The sequence below is a fragment of the Prevotella melaninogenica genome (assembly GCF_013267595.1).
GTDB classification, from domain to species: Bacteria; Bacteroidota; Bacteroidia; order Bacteroidales; family Bacteroidaceae; genus Prevotella; species Prevotella melaninogenica_D.
On the sequence record NZ_CP054011.1, the window covers coordinates 676,490 to 694,908 of the forward strand.

Sequence of the window (18,419 nt, forward strand, 5' to 3'; positions counted from 1 at the left end):
GGTTAATTGGAAACTAAAAACAAAATGGAACAAAAACTCTTGACAATAGCCTTAGTATCTTCTGCAATCGGAACAGGTCAGAAAGCTTTAGCTCAAACACGTGGAACAACTACAGATAAGCCAAATGTAATTATTATATTGGCTGATGATCTTGGCTATGGTGATTTAGAGTGTTATGGTGCCAAGAATGTTCAAACACCTAATATTAATAAGCTCGCACAGTCAGGTATACGTTTTACGAATGGACATGCTGTTGCGGCAACAAGTACTCCCTCTCGCTATTCGCTTCTTACTGGTGAATATGCTTGGCATCGAGAAGGTACAGATGTAGCTGCTGGTAATGCTGGTATGATTATAAAACCGAGTCAGTTTACGATGGCTGATATGTTTAAGAGTCGTGGATATGCTACCTGTGCTATAGGGAAGTGGCATCTTGGACTGGGTGACAAAAGTGGTGAACAAGACTGGAATGCACCTTTGCCAGAGTCATTAGGTGATCTTGGTTTTGATTATCATTATATTATGGCTGCTACTGCAGATCGCGTTCCATGTGTCTTTATAGAGAATGGTTCGGTTGCAAACTATGATCCAGCTCACCCAATAGAAGTATCCTATGTACGAAACTTTGAGGATGAACCTACAGGACGTAAGAATCCAGAACTCATTTATAATATGCGTTCGAGTCATGGACATGACATGTCTATCGTTAATGGAATCGGCAGAATTGGCTATATGAAAGGTGGTGGAAAGGCTCTTTGGAAGGATGAAAACCTTGCCGACTCAATACTTGCACACGCAGTGAAATTTATTGAAAACCATAAGAAAGAACCTTTCTTTATGTATTTCGCAACAAATGACGTTCATGTTCCTCGCTTCCCTCACAAGCGTTTCCGGGGAAAGAATACAATGGGAGTGAGAGGTGATGCTATCGTCCAGTTTGACTGGACTGTCGGACAGTTAATGAAGAAACTACATGAACTGAAGATAGATGACAATACACTCGTTATTCTTACAAGCGATAACGGACCTGTCGTTGATGATGGATATCAGGATTGTGCAGAAGAACTCCTCAATGGTCATAGCCCTGCTGGTCCTTTCCGTGGCAATAAATATAGTGCTTTTGAAGGCGGGACAGCTGTTCCATTAGTTATATCTTGGCCTCGTAAGATTAAGGGAGGAATGGTGTCTAAAGCACTTGTGAGTCAGATTGACCTTTTATCTTCTTTGGGTTCACTCGTTCAAGCAAGATTTCCAAAAGGTAGTGCACCTGACAGTCGTGACTACCTCCCTACCCTTCTTGGTAAAGACCTGAAGGGGCGCAACTATGTAATTGGACAATCTAACACACATGTCCTTTCAGTGCTTACCGCTCAATATCGGTACATTGAACCAAGTAACGGACCAAAAATGATTCAATGGGGACCAAAGATTGAAACAGGAAATCTTCCTTTTCCCCAACTTTATGATATGACTGTCAGTCCTTTCGAATCCAAAAATGTTGCTGATGAGCACCCTGATGAGGTTTCTCGTATGCAATTAATATTGAAAGAAGAGAGAAATAGATAGTACTATTAATTAATGTTTGATAGAAATTAAGACCTCCCATTCTTTCGATATAGCTAACAGTAAAACTATTCCATATCTTACAAGAATAGTTTTGTTTTGATTTGCTGTCACTTTTAACACTTCTTGTAATTCTTCTGTATACTAGTAACTATTCAGCGGTATTGATCAGTCTGTATTCTCTCCTGTAAAATCTTCGTATAAAGGCTATAAAGATACTTATTTTTCTTTCGTACTTCAGATTTTCTTTGTACCTTTATACTTATGAAAGAGCAGGTTACGGACATATCAAAAGTATTACAAGCCATGACGGAAGAGATGCGATTATTGCGTGCAACTGTCAATCAGCAGTATGCCGAGATTATTAAATTGAACCGTAACATAAATGCTTTGAACCTCCAAATTCGCAAGAAAGATACGGAACTTATAAAGTTACGGGAACGCTTGGCTAAGTATGAAAAACCTGACAAAAACTCTAATAATAAGCAGTACTCCGCCAAGCAAGGAGCGTATAAAGGATGAGGTTATCAGAAGAACAAGAAGCCTCCGTAAGCCAAGTGGTAAGAAGCCGGGAGGACAAAAGGGGCATGATGGGCATAAGTTGTCTTGTTCTTCCATACCTAACGAGACACTTGATGAGGTACCCAACTATTGCACTCGTTGCGGAGAATCTTTATCAGATACAGAACGTGTGCTTGATTATGTGACGCAGGTTATTTCCATTCCAGAGTTGAAGCCCGTAATCAAGGAAATCCGACACTATGTGATGGTATGCAAGAACTGTGGTGAACGTATTCGGACGGCACCAAGACGGCGATCAAACAACGTGGTATATGATTCAAGCATAAAGGTCTTAGTGGTTTATCTGAGTGTCGTGCAATTTCTTCCTTACGGTCGCATAGCAAGTTTTTTGCGTGAGGTATTTGGACTCACTCCAAGCGAAGGCTCGCTGGTGAACTGGGTAAATGAGGCAAAGAGAAATGCGCAACCTGTGATTGATAAGATTAAAGAATATATCAAGTCATCAGCAGTTGTTGGTTTCGATGAGAGCGGCTTGTACTGTAACAAAAGACTCGACTGGGCATGGATTGCACAGACTGTTTATTACACATTGCTTTTCCGTGCTGATGGAAGAGGATCGAAGGTATTAGCAGACAAATTTGGCGATAGCTTGGAACGAATGACTGCCGTTACCGACCGCCATAGCGCATACTTTGCACTCCATTTCCTCAACCATCAGGTATGCCTTGCTCACTTACTCCGCGAACTGCAATATCTCTCAGAGTTGAACACTGAGCAAGAGTGGTCTGGAAAAGTAACCAATCTGTTCCGTGAAGCTATTCACGAGCGAAATACCAATCCGAACGACGTTATAGACAAGGTGTCATGGACCCGACGTTTAGACAATCTGCTCAAACAGAATATAGAGAAGCTTGGTAAAAAGTTTATTACGTTCAGAAAAGGCTTGGTCAAATGCAGAGATTACATTTTCAATTTCCTCGAAAATCCGATGATACCATTTGACAATAATGGAAGCGAAAGAGAAATACGCAAGCTAAAAATCAAACTGAAAAACTCCTGTACATTTCGTTCAGACTTCGGAGCAGACGCTTTTCTTGAACTTCATTCGATTGTAGAAACAGCTAAGAAGCACGACAAAACTCCATATAATGTGATTCAAGCCTTATTTAAGGTTTGATAAATTGATATGCACTGTATATATCGGGTATCGCTGAATATTACAGTATTTTATTCTTCCCAAGCAAATTGTATCCAGCACTGAGGGTGTGTCAAAATGCAAATTAATAACTTGACAACTTTCAATCTATAAGTAGGAGTCTTCTAAAGGCAAAGAAAAGACCATTTCTTTACTCAAAATCGAGTATAGAAATTGTCATTTTTTATTGGATTGTTTCAAACTGTAAGATTATCAAAATGATATTTGCATTTTGACACACCCTCTTGGGGGGTGAGGCTTTTTTTTATTACATTATGACCACACTCCCCCAATCATCCTACAAGACTACCACATGGAAGGGTGGTGTCACACGTCAGATTTTTATCTCACCTGCTGACGGCGATTTGTCAGCAAGGCATTTCGATGTGCGTATCTCGTCTGCCATTATTGACGACGTGGCGAGCGATTTCTCAGATTTCACGGGTTTCACCCGCTATATCCTACCTTTGGAGGGAGAGATAACGCTGATAAAAGAGCGGCATCGTATCACTTTGTCTCACAATGCTTTGTATAAGTTTGAAGGTGACGAGAAAGTAAGTTCGGAGAATACGCAGGGAGCAGTTGATTTTAATATTATTGTGCGACACGGTATCAGCGTTGAGGTGGGAATTATGGTGGAAGCACAATTCACGGATAGCCGTCGAACGATTGTATTTGCCCTTGAAGATTGCAGTATTGAGGGTGAAACAATCCGTAAACATGATACGGCAATCCTCGAAAAACCTTTCCATCTAAAAGGAAAATCGGTCGTTGTTCGGCTTGAGGAATAGGGGAATATCGCTCTTATCGCCTCCGAGTCGTTCCCATGACTCTTCTTTTTCGTAAAAATAAAGTCATGCTTCTAAAATTTAAGATGCTTAGTAGCGATTGAATTAACGCCCAATTGGCTTGCAAAAGATGCCCTTTTAGACTTTAACTAACGCCCTTTTGAACCCTTACTAAGCACCTTTTGAAATGCATCTATACAACTAATTGATTATAAGAAAGTTACGATGGTTTTGAAAATGCAACCTTTTTGCTCTTTTTTAAGCCTTTCTTCAGCATATTATGTAATATTTTTTTTCTGTGTGGTGATGTTAGGACTAAAGAATGTTAATTTAAACAATCTTTCTTTATAAACATCTGTAATTCAATTTCTTTTGCAAGAAATGATGAACTTAATGTTACTTAAAGATTTCTTTCAAATATTTCCTGACGAAGAAAGCTGTATAGACTATTTTCGTCAGATTCGGGAAGATGTAGGAATTACCTGTCCTAAATGTGGCTATATTGAGCACAAATGGTTAGATGGTAGAAAAGCATTTCAATGTAAGACTTGTGGTTGTCGTACTCTCCTAACAAAGGGTACTGTTATGGAAAGAAGTCACATACCCCCTTATATGATTGTACCGCAAATTACACATCTGATATAAAGTGGAGAAACTATAATATAAGATATTAACATTTGTTAGTCCTAACATCACCACACAGAATAATTTTTCAAAGTTGTTAGAAACTTCACTCTCTCCAGTAAGTAATGGACTAATAAGAGATATTGGGCTAATGAGACTATTAGCTTAATAGGTAGTGTCCTAAAAAGATTAGAATGTAGTTGGGGAATATCATTCCTCATTACTACGGAATGACTACATACTACGTCAATGACATAAAAAGAATACGATTGCGATGTGGCAAATGTGCATTAGTTTGCGTACCATTTCCACATCTATTTCCGTTTTTTCTTGCAAGTTTCGGAAACTTTAACTATCTTTGCACCCGTATCTTAATTATCAGGCATTGAACGTATTAGAGAGACATAACCATTCATGGCAGGTTTCCTTATATAATAAAGGTATATGCGCAATACAGGAAAACCAAGGTTTTTCTGCAAGTTGTCGCGTGAAAAATGCCGTAAACTTATCGTTGGATTATTTGGCAGTTCCAAATAATTTGTTACTCTCTCACATAGGCGCTACTGGCGTAACGTCACCCCAAAACATTCTCGCATACGCGCCCGAGGCGACCCTGCGCAACCCCTTTAGGCAAAGGATTTCACGACGAATCCTCTGTCTGATTTTCCATGTCCTTTCGTCAACTTCTGAAAGGACGAAATAACAACAGAACATTCACATAAACAATTATAAAAATGAAACAGAAAGATTCAAAGAAACAGATGTATATCTGCCCGGCAATCGAGATTGTCGGTGTAGGAATTGAGTCTCTGATGGTAGAGGCAAGTGGCGACCACTCAGGTATCGGACAAGGAGGAACTGTTGGAGATGCCAAACGGTGGTATTTCTTAGAAGAAGACGAAGATGAACAGGAATTTCCCATAGGCAGGAATATGTAGGAAGATTGAATGAAAAAATGAGTATATAAAAAATTAAAGAATTGAGTATAAAAAAGAATATGAAATACAGAAATTTATTCCATATAGTATTGTTGTTTGTGGGTGTAGTACTCGCGGGGTGTTCCAACGATGAAACCTCGCAAACCGGAAACCGGCAGGACAAGGTGGCGGGCACTGCTACCACAGTCACATTCTCAACCGAAGAGAACGTGACACAAGCCAAGGTCATGACGCGTACCTCCATCAGCCACAACATTGACAATGGGGCTATACCCTATTGGTCGGAAGGAGATAAAATTTGGGTGAAGGATACTGGCGGAAACTTCCAGCAAAGTGGTGCAGGCACATTCAATGCGGACAGGACGCACGGAGTATTCACGTTGTCGGGGACTTTCAGCAATGGGTGTACTGTCAATTATACCGGTGCAAACGGCACAGCAGGCGACAAGGTGACCATCGCTGCTACACAGACCCAAACAGTTCCCAATGATTTTAGTCATGCTGGAGCTTCGGGTGACTGTGGCACCGCTACGGCTTCGGGCACTGGTAATTCGTTCAAGTTCAAGCTCGACCACAAGGCAAGTTACCTCTGCTTCCTGCCTCGCTCGTCGAACGACTATGTCCATCGAAGCAAACTCTTCAAGATTGAGGTGATTTCCGAGGATGCCATCGCCGGGACATACGATTTCTCTACAGGCACCCTTTCCGCAGAGCCTGTGTCAAACAGTTCGAAGTCCATCACTCTGACCACTGGCGGCGGATTCCCCGTCACCAATACGACAACCGATATTGATGCAAACGGTGCCTACATGGTCATCGCCCCAGGTACGCATAGCCTCACCGTGCGCTATTGGCTTAGGAACGAGACCGACAATCCTGACGGAACCATAGAGGGAACCGTCACCAAGTATGTGGACCTTACCTGCGAGGCAGGGAAAATCTACGATGTCACGGCTAATCTGAGTCCACAGGAGCTTTCTTCGGAATACTACATGTGGGATGCCAAGAAGGAGTATTGGTATGGATTCAAGAATGTGCAGCCTAAAGATGCTCTCGGCTATAATGATAATTATCCCAAAAGCCAGAATGCTGATCCGGACCGTTGGTATTATGTACCTTCAACTGGCGTCAACTGGGCTGCAAATACCGCAGCAAATTGCCCTACTGTCAACCAGATCATATGGTATACGCAAAAAGGAGACCCTCATTGGGATGGTACAGAACTCTGGACGCTGCTTGGACGTCTCCGTAAAGGCGGGATGTGGCTGAAAAAGCAAGAAGTGATTGCTGCTGAAAATCATACGACCCCTCAGAATATGTATGCTGCTTACAACGGATTCGATTACCGTCAAGCAACTTACGAGTTCCCTGAATATTCTTTCTCCAACAACAGTGTTGTCAATGGACGTCCTGAAAAATCAAAGATTGCTAACTATTTCTATCTCCCTGCTAAAGGCTTCTATAGAAATGGACAATTACAGTATGTCAGCGGATACGGATACTATTGGTCGGCTACAAGTTCAAAGCAGAACCCTAAGCGTTCTCTCAGTCTGAATTTTTCTTCCACATCGATATCTCTTGGTAGCAACTATCAATTCTATGGTTTTTCCGAAGAACTGAAATATTGATGGACGATTCTCAAGAAGAATGAGATATGTTCCGGCAATCAAAATCCAAACATTAACCAAGCTATCGGGCGGTGCAGATACATATTTTGACTAAATATACTTTAGTGGGATACTACTTATACTTTAGATGCCCACTACTTATACTTTAGTCGTTGTTAACATCTCCGCCGCCCGAAGGCACAAAATAATCAAAACTATCGCATTCTACAAGAAAATGAAGATGAGAGTGAATGGCAAGAGTATCCCAAGTCCGTTTTCGTGGGTTCTGCCATCACTACCGAGCAGGTAGCCAAGCGTGTGGCAGCTGAATCGACCGTAAGCCCTGCCGACGTGCGTGCCGCACTGACGGCATTGGGTGGCGTGATGGGCGACTACATGGCGCAAGGTCGTTCCGTAAAGAGTGTGTAAGTTCTCTCTTCTTTTCTTTGTTTTTTATTCATTCATTTTTCTTTCTTTTGTTTCCAGAATTTCTATTGATATTTTTTTTTGCATATATTGTTTTTGTTTCTTCCATGGCAACACTTGCTAATAGGAAAAGTACCGCCTTGTTTGATGGCATTGATGTTTTCATTTTTATCGTTCTCTTATATTTTCTATTGAGTCTTTCAATCCAATTGGTCGTATATATGTATTTTTGCACTTGCACTGGGAAGCCCATATATGTAAAGTAAGCGATGTTGCGTTCGACTTTATACTTTTTCAATATTGGATATTTCTTTTCCCATTTGGCTACAAAAGTAATAAATTGTTCATATCCCAACAAAGATTCCATCTCTTTGTTTTCTAAAGCAAAGACATCATTGAGTTCCTCAGCCAACTGCGGTTTGTCTTTATGTGAGACACAATTCAGTATCTGTCGCTTGAGATGAACTACGCAAAACTGATGGGCTGCCAGGGGAAAAGTTGCACAGACAGCTACTAAGTCTATCGGAATGACTCCCCGTTCTTTCAACGCTTTAACCTCTTCCTTCCAGCATATATCCCCTTCGCTGAGGTGATTGACAACACTTAACACCTTTCGGCTTCCATCTTCCAATACCCCCTAATTACCACTGCGGCTGCGTGGAATACGGAGAGAAAACTCAACCCAAGTTTAACACCCACTTTCGCCTAATTGTTGCTGTCACCGTACTTTCCTCGTTTTTCTTATGGGCTCTGTGTCCTACAAATTTTATTCTTTTTGAATGGTAAGTGTTTTAAGTTCAACTTATCGTATATCTGTTTTGCTTGCTTCGAAGGACTACTACATTGGCGCATCTCGATGGTTTCACCTAATGGATTCTTCCCTTTTGTGGTGACGAGCTTTTGGGTACTCATACGTCGTACTATCTCGGTCCAGTAACAGGATTCTCCTTCTCGTTTTAATTGACAACGGATAGTGTTTACCACCCAGTAGGCTAATAAACCAAAGAAAAGGTGTGCGTCGCTTCGCTCATCTTTCTGATGATAGATAGGACGGAGGTTGAGTTCATTCTTTAGTTGTCTGTTCGTACATTCTATCTCACGAATGAGATTGTAGTATTCCCATGTCACACGCTCAGAAAGTGTCCTGACATTGCTGCGGAGGAAATAGACTCCGTGACCAGATTCCATTGTCGAGAGGTCTTTTATCTCCCAGTCTACACGCAGCATCTCCTTGAGTTTCTTCTCATTTTTTATGTAGCTTATCTGGTAGAATTTCGCTATAGAAGGGTACTTCTGTATGGCACGTCCTATACGTTCAACAACCTTTTCATAGGTCTTTGTTCCACCTTTCTTGGAGATTCCATCGTTTATCCTCTGCAGTTCCATCTCAAAACGCTCTTTCCAAACCCTGTTCATGGACGACTCTGTCATAGCTTTCGAAGGAGATGTTATTTCGAGATAATAATCCTTATCATCCTCTGTCTTAACCTCTTTCAGCGTTATCTTTTGCCGACGGGCATCCATTACCGTAACGCTCTTATTATCATCACTGAGCGTATAGTCCTTCATTTGCGTACGGGATACGCAGAGATAATTGTAACCCTTTTTCTTTATTAACTCCAAGTTCTCTTCCGTGGCAACACCTGCATCCATGATAACGAGCGTATCCTTGGTTCGTGATGGATTCCTCTTTGCCAGTGTATCAATCATATTGGGTAGAGACTTGGGATCTGCTGTATTACCCTCTAAGATAGAAGAATAACGTATAAAACCTTCTTTATTGATACATAATGCAAGTACAAGTAGCTTACAGTCAGAGCGTTTTTCTTTTGAACGACCGAACTTGGCTTTATCGCTATTACGCTTACTACCCTCGAAATAGAAGTTGGTTAAGTCGAAGAGCATCAACTTGTTGTCTATATTAAAGAGATCGTCAGTAACGCTGCACAAATGACGCTCTAACTGTTCCTTTAGTTCATATAATTTGTCAGTGATTTTATACAGAGAATTGATTCCTGGTGTCCAGCCAGGAACTCCACTATAAAGTTCAGCGGCAGCCGAGTTATCGCGCAAATAATAATAAGATGAACGTTCAGAAACTGCATATACCTTGCGAACAATCAATGCTGACAAAGCCGTGTGTATCGCATTTTCCGTCCACCCGTTTTTGCGCAGAAAACCCTCTAATTGCAGCTTGTCTATTGTCTGCTTGCAGAGCCACTCTGCACCAACATTCCTTGCGTCAGTATAGTTTGCCGTCTCAAGGTCAATATAGTTCTCATATTTTCTCAGCGACTTCTGCTCTTCCTTATTAAACCGATCGATTCCACCTTCTTTCTCCATACGGCTCCACCATTCGTCAGCCTTTGCCTGTTCAATAGGAGTAAGACCGTCAAGGTGTTCTTTGAAAAGCGAGGGTGTACTTCTATTTTTGAAGCGTTCGGTAAGAGCGTATGCAATTTTTCGGACCTGTACAGCAGTAAGTGAAGGTTCGAACCCGATGTTCAACAGAATTAGCGAATGTACATGACCCTGCACATCACGATATGACTCCTTGATGCGATAATAAGGAGCCATGTCGCCTGTGGCAGGGTTGAATCGTGTCTGTACATTTGCGTGCATGAGTGCAAAGTAACAAAATAATTTTGATATGGCTGTGTCCTACAAATCAGATTTTACTCCTCGTTACAATACCCTATACTTGATTATCAATCATTTATCAAATTGATACTACACAAAACATCCCGAAAATTTATGAAAAATAATTTTGCCGGTTAAACTTGGGTTAGCGATAAGAAAGTGGAACTTTTAAGTATAAATAAAGGAACAGAACTCAGCTATAAATAGACAGCTAAAAAATAATAAAGAACACAACGTATTAATAAAAAATAAAAGGAAGACGCTATAAATGTCTTCCTTTTATTTTATAATATCTTGATAAAACGCTTATTACATCATACCACCCATACCTGGAGCAGCTGGCATAGTTGGAGTATCCTCAACCTTGTCTACAATAAGACACTCAGTTGTCAGGAACATACCTGCGATTGAAGCTGCATTCTCAAGTGCAACACGAGAAACCTTAGCTGGGTCGATAACACCTGCAGCACGAAGATCCTCGTAAACATCCTTGCGAGCATTGTAACCATAGTCACCCTTACCCTCACGAACTTTATTTACTACAACAGCACCTTCACCACCTGCATTAGCGATGATCTGACGGAGAGGCTCCTCAATAGCACGACAAACAATATTGATACCTGTCTGCTCGTCAGCATTCTCACCCTTAAGGTCCTTCAATGCTTCCTGAGCACGGATGTATGTGGTACCACCACCAACAACTACACCCTCCTCCATTGCAGCACGAGTAGCACAAAGAGCATCGTCAACGCGGTCCTTCTTCTCCTTCATCTCTACCTCAGAGTTAGCACCAACATAGAGAACAGCAACACCACCAGAGAGCTTAGCCAAACGCTCCTGCAACTTCTCCTTATCGTATGAGCTTGTTGAAGCTGCAATCTCGTTTTTAATTTGAGCCACACGATCCTTGATTACTTCCTTCTCACCAGCACCATCAACGATTGTTGTGTTGTCCTTAGAAATGGTAACCTTCTTAGCTGTTCCCAACATCTCAAGAGTTGCCTTATCAAGTGAAAGTCCCTTCTCCTCGCTGATTACCACACCACCTGTCAACACAGCAATATCCTCAAGCATTGCTTTGCGACGGTCGCCAAAGCCTGGAGCCTTAACAGCACAAATCTTCAAACCTGCACGAAGACGGTTTACAACCAATGTTGTCAATGCCTCTGAGTCAACATCCTCTGCAATGACCAACAATGGACGACCACTCTCAGCAGCTGGCTGGAGAATTGGAAGGAAGTCCTTAACGTTTGAAATCTTCTTATCATAGATGAGGATATATGGGTTCTCCATATCACACTCCATCTTATCTGTATCTGTTACGAAGTAACCAGAGAGGTAACCACGATCAAACTGCATACCCTCAACAACACCGATACTTGTCTCACGAGTCTTGCTCTCTTCGATAGTGATAACACCATCCTTAGACACCTTACGCATAGCATCTGCGAGCAACTTACCTATTTCAGGGTCGTTGTTAGCACTTACAGTAGCTACCTGCTCTATCTTGTCATAGTTGTCACCAACTACCTCTGCAGAAGCCTTAATATGATCAACAACCTTAGCTACAGCCTTGTCGATACCACGCTTAAGGTCCATTGGGTTTGCACCTGCTGTAACATTCTTCAATCCTTCAGTAACAATTGCCTGTGTGAGGATAGTAGCAGTTGTTGTACCGTCACCAGCATCATCACCAGTCTTGCTTGCAACACTCTTAACAAGCTGCGCACCTGCATTCTCAAAGTTATCCTCAAGCTCTACCTCCTTAGCAACGGTAACACCGTCCTTAGTAATCTGTGGAGCACCAAACTTCTTACCGATAACAACATTACGCCCCTTAGGACCGAGTGTTACCTTCACTGCATTTGCCAACTGATCAACACCACTCTTCAAGAGTTCACGTGCGTCTGAATTGAATTTTATCTCTTTTGCCATTTTCTTTATTCCTTATTTTGATTGTTTATTTATGCGTTGTTTGCTATTCTTTTTTATCTCTTATATGTATAACATCATTCTACAAGATATAACAGAATAGCCAAACTACAGCTATTTTAAGACCTTTCTATAAAGAGAGAATAGGAGAAGTGTTACTCAACAACTGCCAACACGTCGCTCTGACGCATCATCAAATACTTCTCACCCTCATTCTCAAGTTCAGTACCAGCGTACTTACCATAGAGAACCTCATCGCCAACCTTGAGAATCATCTCCTCATCCTTAGTACCATTACCAACGGCAACAACTTTACCACGCTGTGGTTTTTCCTTGGCTGTGTCTGGGATGATAATACCACCAACTTTCTCTTCTGCCTGTGCTGGAAGCACGAGGACTCTGTCTGCTAAAGGTTTAATTGTCATAATTGTATATGTTTTAAGATTTTATTTTTCATTCTGTATATGACCTGTCACCAAGTCATTTCGCCTTCAATTATACGAAAACTATGCCAAAAGGACTTACTGACAATCTGTCAGTTCTTCTTACCTATTCGACTAAAAACAAAAGAAAATAATTATCTTTGCATGAGAAAAGAAGTTGGTAAATTAATAAAGGGTTAACAATGAAGCAACTTACCAAGACTATAACAAATAAACTTCAAGCACTATCAGATGCGGAGAAGCGAGAGATTTTCCCGAGGTTCTTTAAGGCTGGCAAAGGAGAATATGGAGAAGGCGACCGTTTTTTAGGTGTCACCGTACCCAATATCAGAGCTATTGCCAAGTTACACAAAGACATATCCATAGAGGAGATACGGGAGCTGATACAGTCAGAATGGCATGAAGTGCGCCTTTGTGCCTTAATCATAATGGTAGAGAAAAGTAAGAAAAAAGACGAAGCTTTACGCAAAGAGCTATTCAATCTTTACCTTTCTCAAACTAAGCGAATCAATAACTGGGACCTTGTTGACCTATCTTGTCGCTTCATCATAGGCGAATACTTACTTGACAAATCACGTGACATTCTTTATCAGTTAGCTCAAAGTCCACTACTATGGGATAATCGTATCGCTATCGTATCAACATATGCATTCATTCGTAAAGGACAATTAGAAGACACCTATGCACTTAGCGACCTCATGATGCAACACCCACACGACCTCATGCACAAAGCTATTGGTTGGATGCTTCGCGAAGCTGGAAAGCGTAATCCTGAGCGACTTTATGATTACGTGATGAGCCATCGAGCAGACATGCCCCGTACCATGCTACGTTATGCAATTGAGAAGTTCTCACCCAAAGAGCGCGCTATTCTCATGAAACGTGCCTAACACTTCCCCACTCTATTACTTCCATTTGGATGCTAATCATACGGTCAGAGAAAGAGTAAAAACAACTCTTTTGTCATATTTTTTCATATACTCATTTTTAAAAGAGCACAAATTGCATTCAAATTAACGCCCAATTGACTTGCAAAAGATGCCCTTTTGAGGTCTTACTAACGCCCTTTTGAAAGCCAAGTAAGCACCTTTTAAAATCTAACCTTGTAACTAATTCATAACAAGAGAGTTACAAAAGCACTTAAAATAGTGTTTTTTGCTTATTTTTAAAGATGTAAAACAAGAAATAATGTAAACAAAATTCGAAACCCCGAGAACATTATTACCTTTCAGAAAACTTATAAATAAGGGCGCCTTTATATGACATAATACTTTGTAATATAGCGTTGTAGAGTATGAACAATTAGAAAGATAGACGAAATATTGATAAGAAAATGAAAGATAGTAATAAACAATACCATTCTAAATAAGAATGATAAATGTTAGGGTATAACGAGTGATTTGAATTAAACTTGAAAAAGTTAAAAACGAACAACATATTTAACTCTCATAATTCATAACATAAAATAATTATATATCCCATATTTTTCTTACCTTTGCATTCAGAACATAATATATAATTTAACGATATAAAAAAGAAAATGAAACCTACATTATTACTCCTTGCGGCAGGTATGGGAAGCCGCTACGGTGGGCTGAAGCAGCTCGACGAACTGGGTCCTAATGGTGAGACCATTATGGATTACTCTATCTATGATGCTATCCAAGCTGGATTTGGTAAGATTGTTTTTGTTATCCGTAAGGATTTCGAGGAGCAGTTCCGCAGCCAAGTTCTTTCAAAGTATGAGGGTCATATCCCTGCAGAACTTGTTTTCCAGAGTATCGATGCACTGCCAGAAGGATTCTCTGTACCTGAAGGTCGTGAGAAGCCATGGGGTACAAACCATGCGGTATTGATGGCAAAAGATGTTATCAAAGAGCCATTCTGCGTTATCAACTGTGACGACTTCTACAACCGCGACTGCTTCAAGGTTATTGGTAAGTTCCTTGCTGACCTCCCAGAGGGTGCAAGAGATAAGTATGCAATGGTTGGTTTCCGCGTAGGTAACACACTGAGCGAGAATGGTACTGTTGCTCGTGGTATTTGCTCTACGGATGCTGAAGGAAACTTGACAACTGTTGTTGAGCGTACAGAGATTGAGCGTCGCGATGGCGAAATCAAGTACAAAGACGACAATGGTGAGTGGGTTGCTGTAGGTGAGAACACTCCAGTATCTATGAATGTATGGGGCTTCACACCAGACTACTTCGAGTACAGCGAGGCATACTTCAAGGAGTTCCTCTCTGAACCAAAGAATATGGAGAATAAGAAGTCTGAATACTTCATCCCATTGATGGTAAACAAGCTCATCAACGATGGTACATCTACCGTGAAGGTGCTTGACACTACCAGCAAGTGGTTTGGCGTAACATACGCTGCCGATCGTCAGAGCGTGGTTGAAAAGATTCAGTCACTGGTTGATGATGGTACATATCCAGCAAAATTGTTCTAATTCATAACCCCTGCCTGGGTACTATCTCCGCATACATTCTTCGGTATTTCAAGATGTAAGACGGGTGTCCAGGCAGGGCTTTTTATTTCTCTCACCTCAATACATATCGGGTATAACACCCACACACCTTTCAAACACACACGAAAGTTTACAGCTATAATGGAATTAAACCTACTAAATCAAGAAGAGATTGCAACACTACGTAATCTTCTTTCCAATGCAACAAACATCGTAATCTGTGCTCATAAGTCACCAGATGGGGATGCAACAGGTTCGTCACTGGCATGGATGCACTATCTAAACCAGATTGGTAAGACCAATATCAAGGTATGTATGCCTGACGCAACACCCGACTTCCTGCATTGGCTTCCAGGACATAATTCCGTTATTCGTTATGACAGACGACCAAAGGAGGTTGAGAAGGCATTTAAGGAAGCAGACCTCGTTTGCTGTCTTGACTTCAACCAAAACTCACGTGTAGATGCTATGCAAGAGGTTTTGGAGTCTTCCACAGCCCCTCGCCTACTCATCGACCACCACTTAGAACCTGAAACAAACAACGCATTGACGGTTTCACATCCAGAAATGTCAAGTACCTGTGAGATTGTCTTCCGTCTGATTAGTCAGTTAGATGGCTACGAGAAGATGACAACTCAATGTGCGTCCTGCATTTATTGTGGTATGATGACAGACACAGGTGGCTTCACCTATAATTCGTCACGCCCAGAGATATTCTATATTATCGGTCAGCTTCTTGCAAAGAATATTGATAAGGACGAGATTTATAACCGTGTATTCCACAACTACTCTACCAATGCCCTCCGCCTCCGTGCACACATCATCCTCAACAAGATGAAGGTGATTGAGGAATTGCACGCATCCTATTATACCGTAACAAAAGAGGAGATGGCACAGTTCCATTTCATCAAGGGAGATATGGAGGGACTTGTTAATATTCCACAGCAGATTAAAGGACTTAAACTAAGTATCTCATTACGAGAAGATACAGAGAAGCCTAAGACCGTACTCGTGAGTCTTCGTTCTTGCAATGGCTTCCACTGTCAACCTATGGCAGCAAAGTTCTTCAATGGTGGTGGTCACGCTGACGCATCAGGTGGAAGACTAAATTGTACCATCGAGGAAGCTGAACAGATTGCTATCAAGGCAATACTATATTATAAAGAGGAGTTACAATAAGTAGAATCCTTTATAGCGAGGAGTATAAACAACAAAACACTTCATAGCTAAATCCACTTGGAAAGCTTAGATTTATCAGGTTATGAACATATTAGAATTATCCAAAAAACGCTTTTCTGTACGTAAGTATAGTGACACTCCTGTATCAGAAGAGGACTTACAATATATCCTTGAGGTGACACGTATGGCTCCATCAGCTGTCAATAAACAGCCATGGAAGTTTGTTGTTGTTAAATCAGATGCGGCACGCAAGCAGCTACAAGAATGCTACGACCGTGATTGGTTCAAGTCCGTACCGCTCTACATTATTTGTATGCGTGAGGTTGACAGCAACTGGATACGCAAAGAAGACAACAAGCAGCATGGCGATATTGATGTTGCCATTGCTACAGAACATCTTTGCTTGGCTGCAACAGAACGAGGCTTAGGTAGTTGTTGGGTATGTAATTTTAATGTAGCCAAACTAAAGGAGACCTTTCCATATACAGGTTTTGAGCCTGTTGCCATCATTCCTATCGGTCACATAGCTGACGACTGTCCAAGGAATGAGAAGAAACGAAAGACATTAGAGGAAATTTCAGACATCATATAATCTTTACAAACGATTTCTGTTGTCTATTCAACATATCCCACATAGGTTATTCATTAGCATCTTATACATATAATGTAACGACCATAACGAATCGTTCTTCTTATCTTCAACCGATGTGCTGACGCTCCGCACCAATGGTGCTAATGGTTCGCACTAATGGTGTTGACGCTCCGCACATCACAACACGATGCTGAAATGAAAGCAAGATGCTGGTAGAATCAGATTCGGAACTTACCTTATAACATTCAAGCAGAGGGATCCTCTGCACTTTAACATCTTAATTCAACAATCAATTATGCGTATTCTTGGGAACATTATTTGGTGGATATTCGGCGGATTAGAGGCTGCTATCGGTTATTTTACAGGTAGTTTAGCACTTGCCATCACCATTATCGGCATACCAGCTGCAGTACAAACATTCAAGCTCGGACTCTTGTGCCTATGGCCTTTTGGTGCAGAAGTGAAAGATGGAGAAAGTCTTTCAGGCTGTATCACCATTCCACTCAATATCATTTGGATTATCTTTGGCGGCTTATGGGCATGTTTGACCCATATTCTCTTTGGTATCCTCCTTGCCATTACGATTATAGGTATTCCTTTTGCAAAACAACACTTCAAAATGGCAGGACTGTCACTTGCGCCATTCGGCAAGGATGTTGAACTTCACCTTTAATCCAAAGACAAGAAATAAAAGCATTTGATAATCATTTGAATTAAATTCTTTTAAATCCTTGGTAGAACTATTAAAAGTCAGTATCTTTGGCAAAAACAAAGGAGAAAAAGCCCATGATTACGCAAGACAACTTCAACCAGGAATACGCTGACCCTATAGAGGAGCAGCAGATTCGCCATTTCGTGTGCATCGAAATGGGGCGACAGATACATAGATACATCAAAGCCATGCACGGCAGCAAACAACAGATGCTACGTTTTGAGGAGCATCTGAAAGACCTACCGATGAAAGAAAAGGAGGCTGCTATTGCACGATACATCGACTTGAACCGCAAGGTTATCAAAGGATTAGACATGAAGATTGTCTTAGCTCGTGCTATGGCAAACTACTCTGACACCTTCGATTACCTCGTAACATTGGTCAACGATAAACGAAAGATGGTGAAGTATCTGAACCTTATACGTGAGATTTACATTCAGTATCATGAGGTTATCGAACGAAAAGGGAAGTTTGGTATTCTCGATCACAGAGGACGTACACTCGTTGAACCGAAGTATGAGTTCCTTCGTACTTGTTATGTCTATGTTGACGACTTACGAACAATGCCGCTCATAGCCCAATTAGATGGTAAACTTGGCTTGATACTTCCTGACGGTAAGGATACTATTATTACACCTTTCATTTATGACAGTATATCGCTAAGAGATGAACCACCTTATTTCGAAGCAAAAAAAGGAAATAAAAAGATTCTGCTTAACACTGATGGTGAAGAGCAATAAAACAAAAAAGAACTGTAACTGCCAAAGCGGTTACAGCTCTTTTAATAT

13 protein-coding genes and 4 pseudogenes are annotated in these 18,419 nt (G+C 41.1%); 13 read left to right on the forward strand and 4 right to left on the reverse strand.

Annotated features, from left to right (window positions below):
- Window positions 1–24: 24 nt before the first annotated feature.
- The 7 genes and pseudogenes from FIU21_RS08030 to FIU21_RS08060 all read left to right on the forward strand — a co-directional run.
- Window positions 25–1,566 (forward strand): sulfatase-like hydrolase/transferase, encoded by a 1,542-nt coding sequence (locus FIU21_RS08030; RefSeq protein WP_004361195.1) that lies wholly within the window; start codon window positions 25–27, stop codon window positions 1,564–1,566.
- A 261-nt stretch (window positions 1,567–1,827) separates the two neighbouring features.
- Window positions 1,828–3,262 (forward strand): annotated as a pseudogene (tnpC, locus tag FIU21_RS08035) (IS66 family transposase).
- 293 nt (window positions 3,263–3,555) lie between these two features.
- Window positions 3,556–4,071: a HutD family protein gene (locus FIU21_RS08040; protein ID WP_004361198.1), complete on the forward strand. Its 516-nt coding sequence runs from the start codon at window positions 3,556–3,558 to the stop codon at window positions 4,069–4,071.
- 390 nt (window positions 4,072–4,461) lie between these two features.
- A pseudogene (locus FIU21_RS08045) lies at window positions 4,462–4,680 on the forward strand (transposase); the annotation flags it as partial.
- A 746-nt stretch (window positions 4,681–5,426) separates the two neighbouring features.
- Window positions 5,427–5,630 carry a hypothetical protein gene (locus FIU21_RS08050; RefSeq protein WP_004361199.1) on the forward strand — a complete coding sequence of 68 codons (204 nt, stop codon included), beginning with the start codon at window positions 5,427–5,429 and terminating at the stop codon, window positions 5,628–5,630.
- Between the two features lie 209 nt (window positions 5,631–5,839).
- Window positions 5,840–7,258, forward strand: a complete 1,419-nt coding sequence (locus FIU21_RS08055) for a fimbrillin family protein (RefSeq protein WP_254361455.1) — start codon at window positions 5,840–5,842, stop codon at window positions 7,256–7,258.
- A 196-nt stretch (window positions 7,259–7,454) separates the two neighbouring features.
- Window positions 7,455–7,657: pseudogene (locus tag FIU21_RS08060) on the forward strand (HU family DNA-binding protein); the annotation flags it as partial.
- A 37-nt stretch (window positions 7,658–7,694) separates the two neighbouring features.
- Here the strand turns inward: FIU21_RS08060 and FIU21_RS08065 are convergent.
- From FIU21_RS08065 to FIU21_RS08080, 4 genes and pseudogenes are all read right to left on the reverse strand, one after another.
- Window positions 7,695–8,300, reverse strand: a pseudogene (locus FIU21_RS08065) (transposase); the annotation flags it as partial.
- 104 nt (window positions 8,301–8,404) lie between these two features.
- Complete coding sequence (locus FIU21_RS08070) at window positions 8,405–10,285, reverse strand: IS1634 family transposase (protein WP_172891357.1); 1,881 nt, start codon at window positions 10,283–10,285, stop codon at window positions 8,405–8,407.
- A 327-nt stretch (window positions 10,286–10,612) separates the two neighbouring features.
- Entirely contained in the window at window positions 10,613–12,238 is a 1,626-nt protein-coding gene (groL, locus tag FIU21_RS08075) for a chaperonin GroEL (RefSeq protein ID WP_004361203.1), read from the reverse strand.
- A 152-nt stretch (window positions 12,239–12,390) separates the two neighbouring features.
- The gene (locus tag FIU21_RS08080; protein ID WP_004361204.1) at window positions 12,391–12,660 is read right to left on the reverse strand and encodes a co-chaperone GroES; all 270 of its coding nucleotides are present in this window, start codon (window positions 12,658–12,660) and stop codon (window positions 12,391–12,393) included.
- A 200-nt stretch (window positions 12,661–12,860) separates the two neighbouring features.
- Between FIU21_RS08080 and FIU21_RS08085 the strand changes: the two genes are divergently transcribed.
- The 6 genes from FIU21_RS08085 (at window position 12,861) to FIU21_RS08110 (ending at window position 18,371) form a co-directional block, all read left to right on the forward strand.
- On the forward strand, window positions 12,861–13,568 hold the full coding sequence (locus tag FIU21_RS08085; RefSeq protein ID WP_004361205.1) for a DNA alkylation repair protein: 708 nt from the start codon (window positions 12,861–12,863) through the stop codon (window positions 13,566–13,568).
- 650 nt (window positions 13,569–14,218) lie between these two features.
- The gene (locus FIU21_RS08090; RefSeq protein WP_004361206.1) at window positions 14,219–15,130 is read left to right on the forward strand and encodes a sugar phosphate nucleotidyltransferase; all 912 of its coding nucleotides are present in this window, start codon (window positions 14,219–14,221) and stop codon (window positions 15,128–15,130) included.
- 159 nt (window positions 15,131–15,289) lie between these two features.
- Window positions 15,290–16,327: a DHH family phosphoesterase gene (locus tag FIU21_RS08095; RefSeq protein ID WP_004361207.1), complete on the forward strand. Its 1,038-nt coding sequence runs from the start codon at window positions 15,290–15,292 to the stop codon at window positions 16,325–16,327.
- Between the two features lie 82 nt (window positions 16,328–16,409).
- The gene (locus tag FIU21_RS08100) at window positions 16,410–16,919 is read left to right on the forward strand and encodes a nitroreductase family protein (RefSeq protein WP_004361208.1); all 510 of its coding nucleotides are present in this window, start codon (window positions 16,410–16,412) and stop codon (window positions 16,917–16,919) included.
- Window positions 16,920–17,214: 295 nt separating this feature from the next.
- A complete protein-coding gene (locus FIU21_RS08105; RefSeq protein WP_004361209.1) occupies window positions 17,215–17,592 on the forward strand; it encodes a YccF domain-containing protein in 378 nt (125 codons plus the stop codon).
- Window positions 17,593–17,705: 113 nt separating this feature from the next.
- Window positions 17,706–18,371, forward strand: a complete 666-nt coding sequence (locus FIU21_RS08110) for a hypothetical protein (RefSeq protein ID WP_004361210.1) — start codon at window positions 17,706–17,708, stop codon at window positions 18,369–18,371.
- Window positions 18,372–18,419: the final 48 nt, after the last annotated feature.

Coding starts and splice junctions, on each gene's coding strand:
- FIU21_RS08095 (WP_004361207.1), top strand. CDS start 15,290: ATGGAATTAAACCTACTAAATCAAGAAGAGATTGCAACACTACGTAAT.
- FIU21_RS08105 (WP_004361209.1), top strand. CDS start 17,215: ATGCGTATTCTTGGGAACATTATTTGGTGGATATTCGGCGGATTAGAG.
- FIU21_RS08040 (WP_004361198.1), top strand. CDS start 3,556: ATGACCACACTCCCCCAATCATCCTACAAGACTACCACATGGAAGGGT.
- FIU21_RS08110 (WP_004361210.1), top strand. CDS start 17,706: ATGATTACGCAAGACAACTTCAACCAGGAATACGCTGACCCTATAGAG.
- FIU21_RS08080 (WP_004361204.1), bottom strand. CDS start 12,660: ATGACAATTAAACCTTTAGCAGACAGAGTCCTCGTGCTTCCAGCACAG.
- FIU21_RS08090 (WP_004361206.1), top strand. CDS start 14,219: ATGAAACCTACATTATTACTCCTTGCGGCAGGTATGGGAAGCCGCTAC.
- FIU21_RS08050 (WP_004361199.1), top strand. CDS start 5,427: ATGAAACAGAAAGATTCAAAGAAACAGATGTATATCTGCCCGGCAATC.
- FIU21_RS08030 (WP_004361195.1), top strand. CDS start 25: ATGGAACAAAAACTCTTGACAATAGCCTTAGTATCTTCTGCAATCGGA.
- FIU21_RS08100 (WP_004361208.1), top strand. CDS start 16,410: ATGAACATATTAGAATTATCCAAAAAACGCTTTTCTGTACGTAAGTAT.
- FIU21_RS08070 (WP_172891357.1), bottom strand. CDS start 10,285: ATGCACGCAAATGTACAGACACGATTCAACCCTGCCACAGGCGACATG.
- FIU21_RS08085 (WP_004361205.1), top strand. CDS start 12,861: ATGAAGCAACTTACCAAGACTATAACAAATAAACTTCAAGCACTATCA.
- groL (WP_004361203.1), bottom strand. CDS start 12,238: ATGGCAAAAGAGATAAAATTCAATTCAGACGCACGTGAACTCTTGAAG.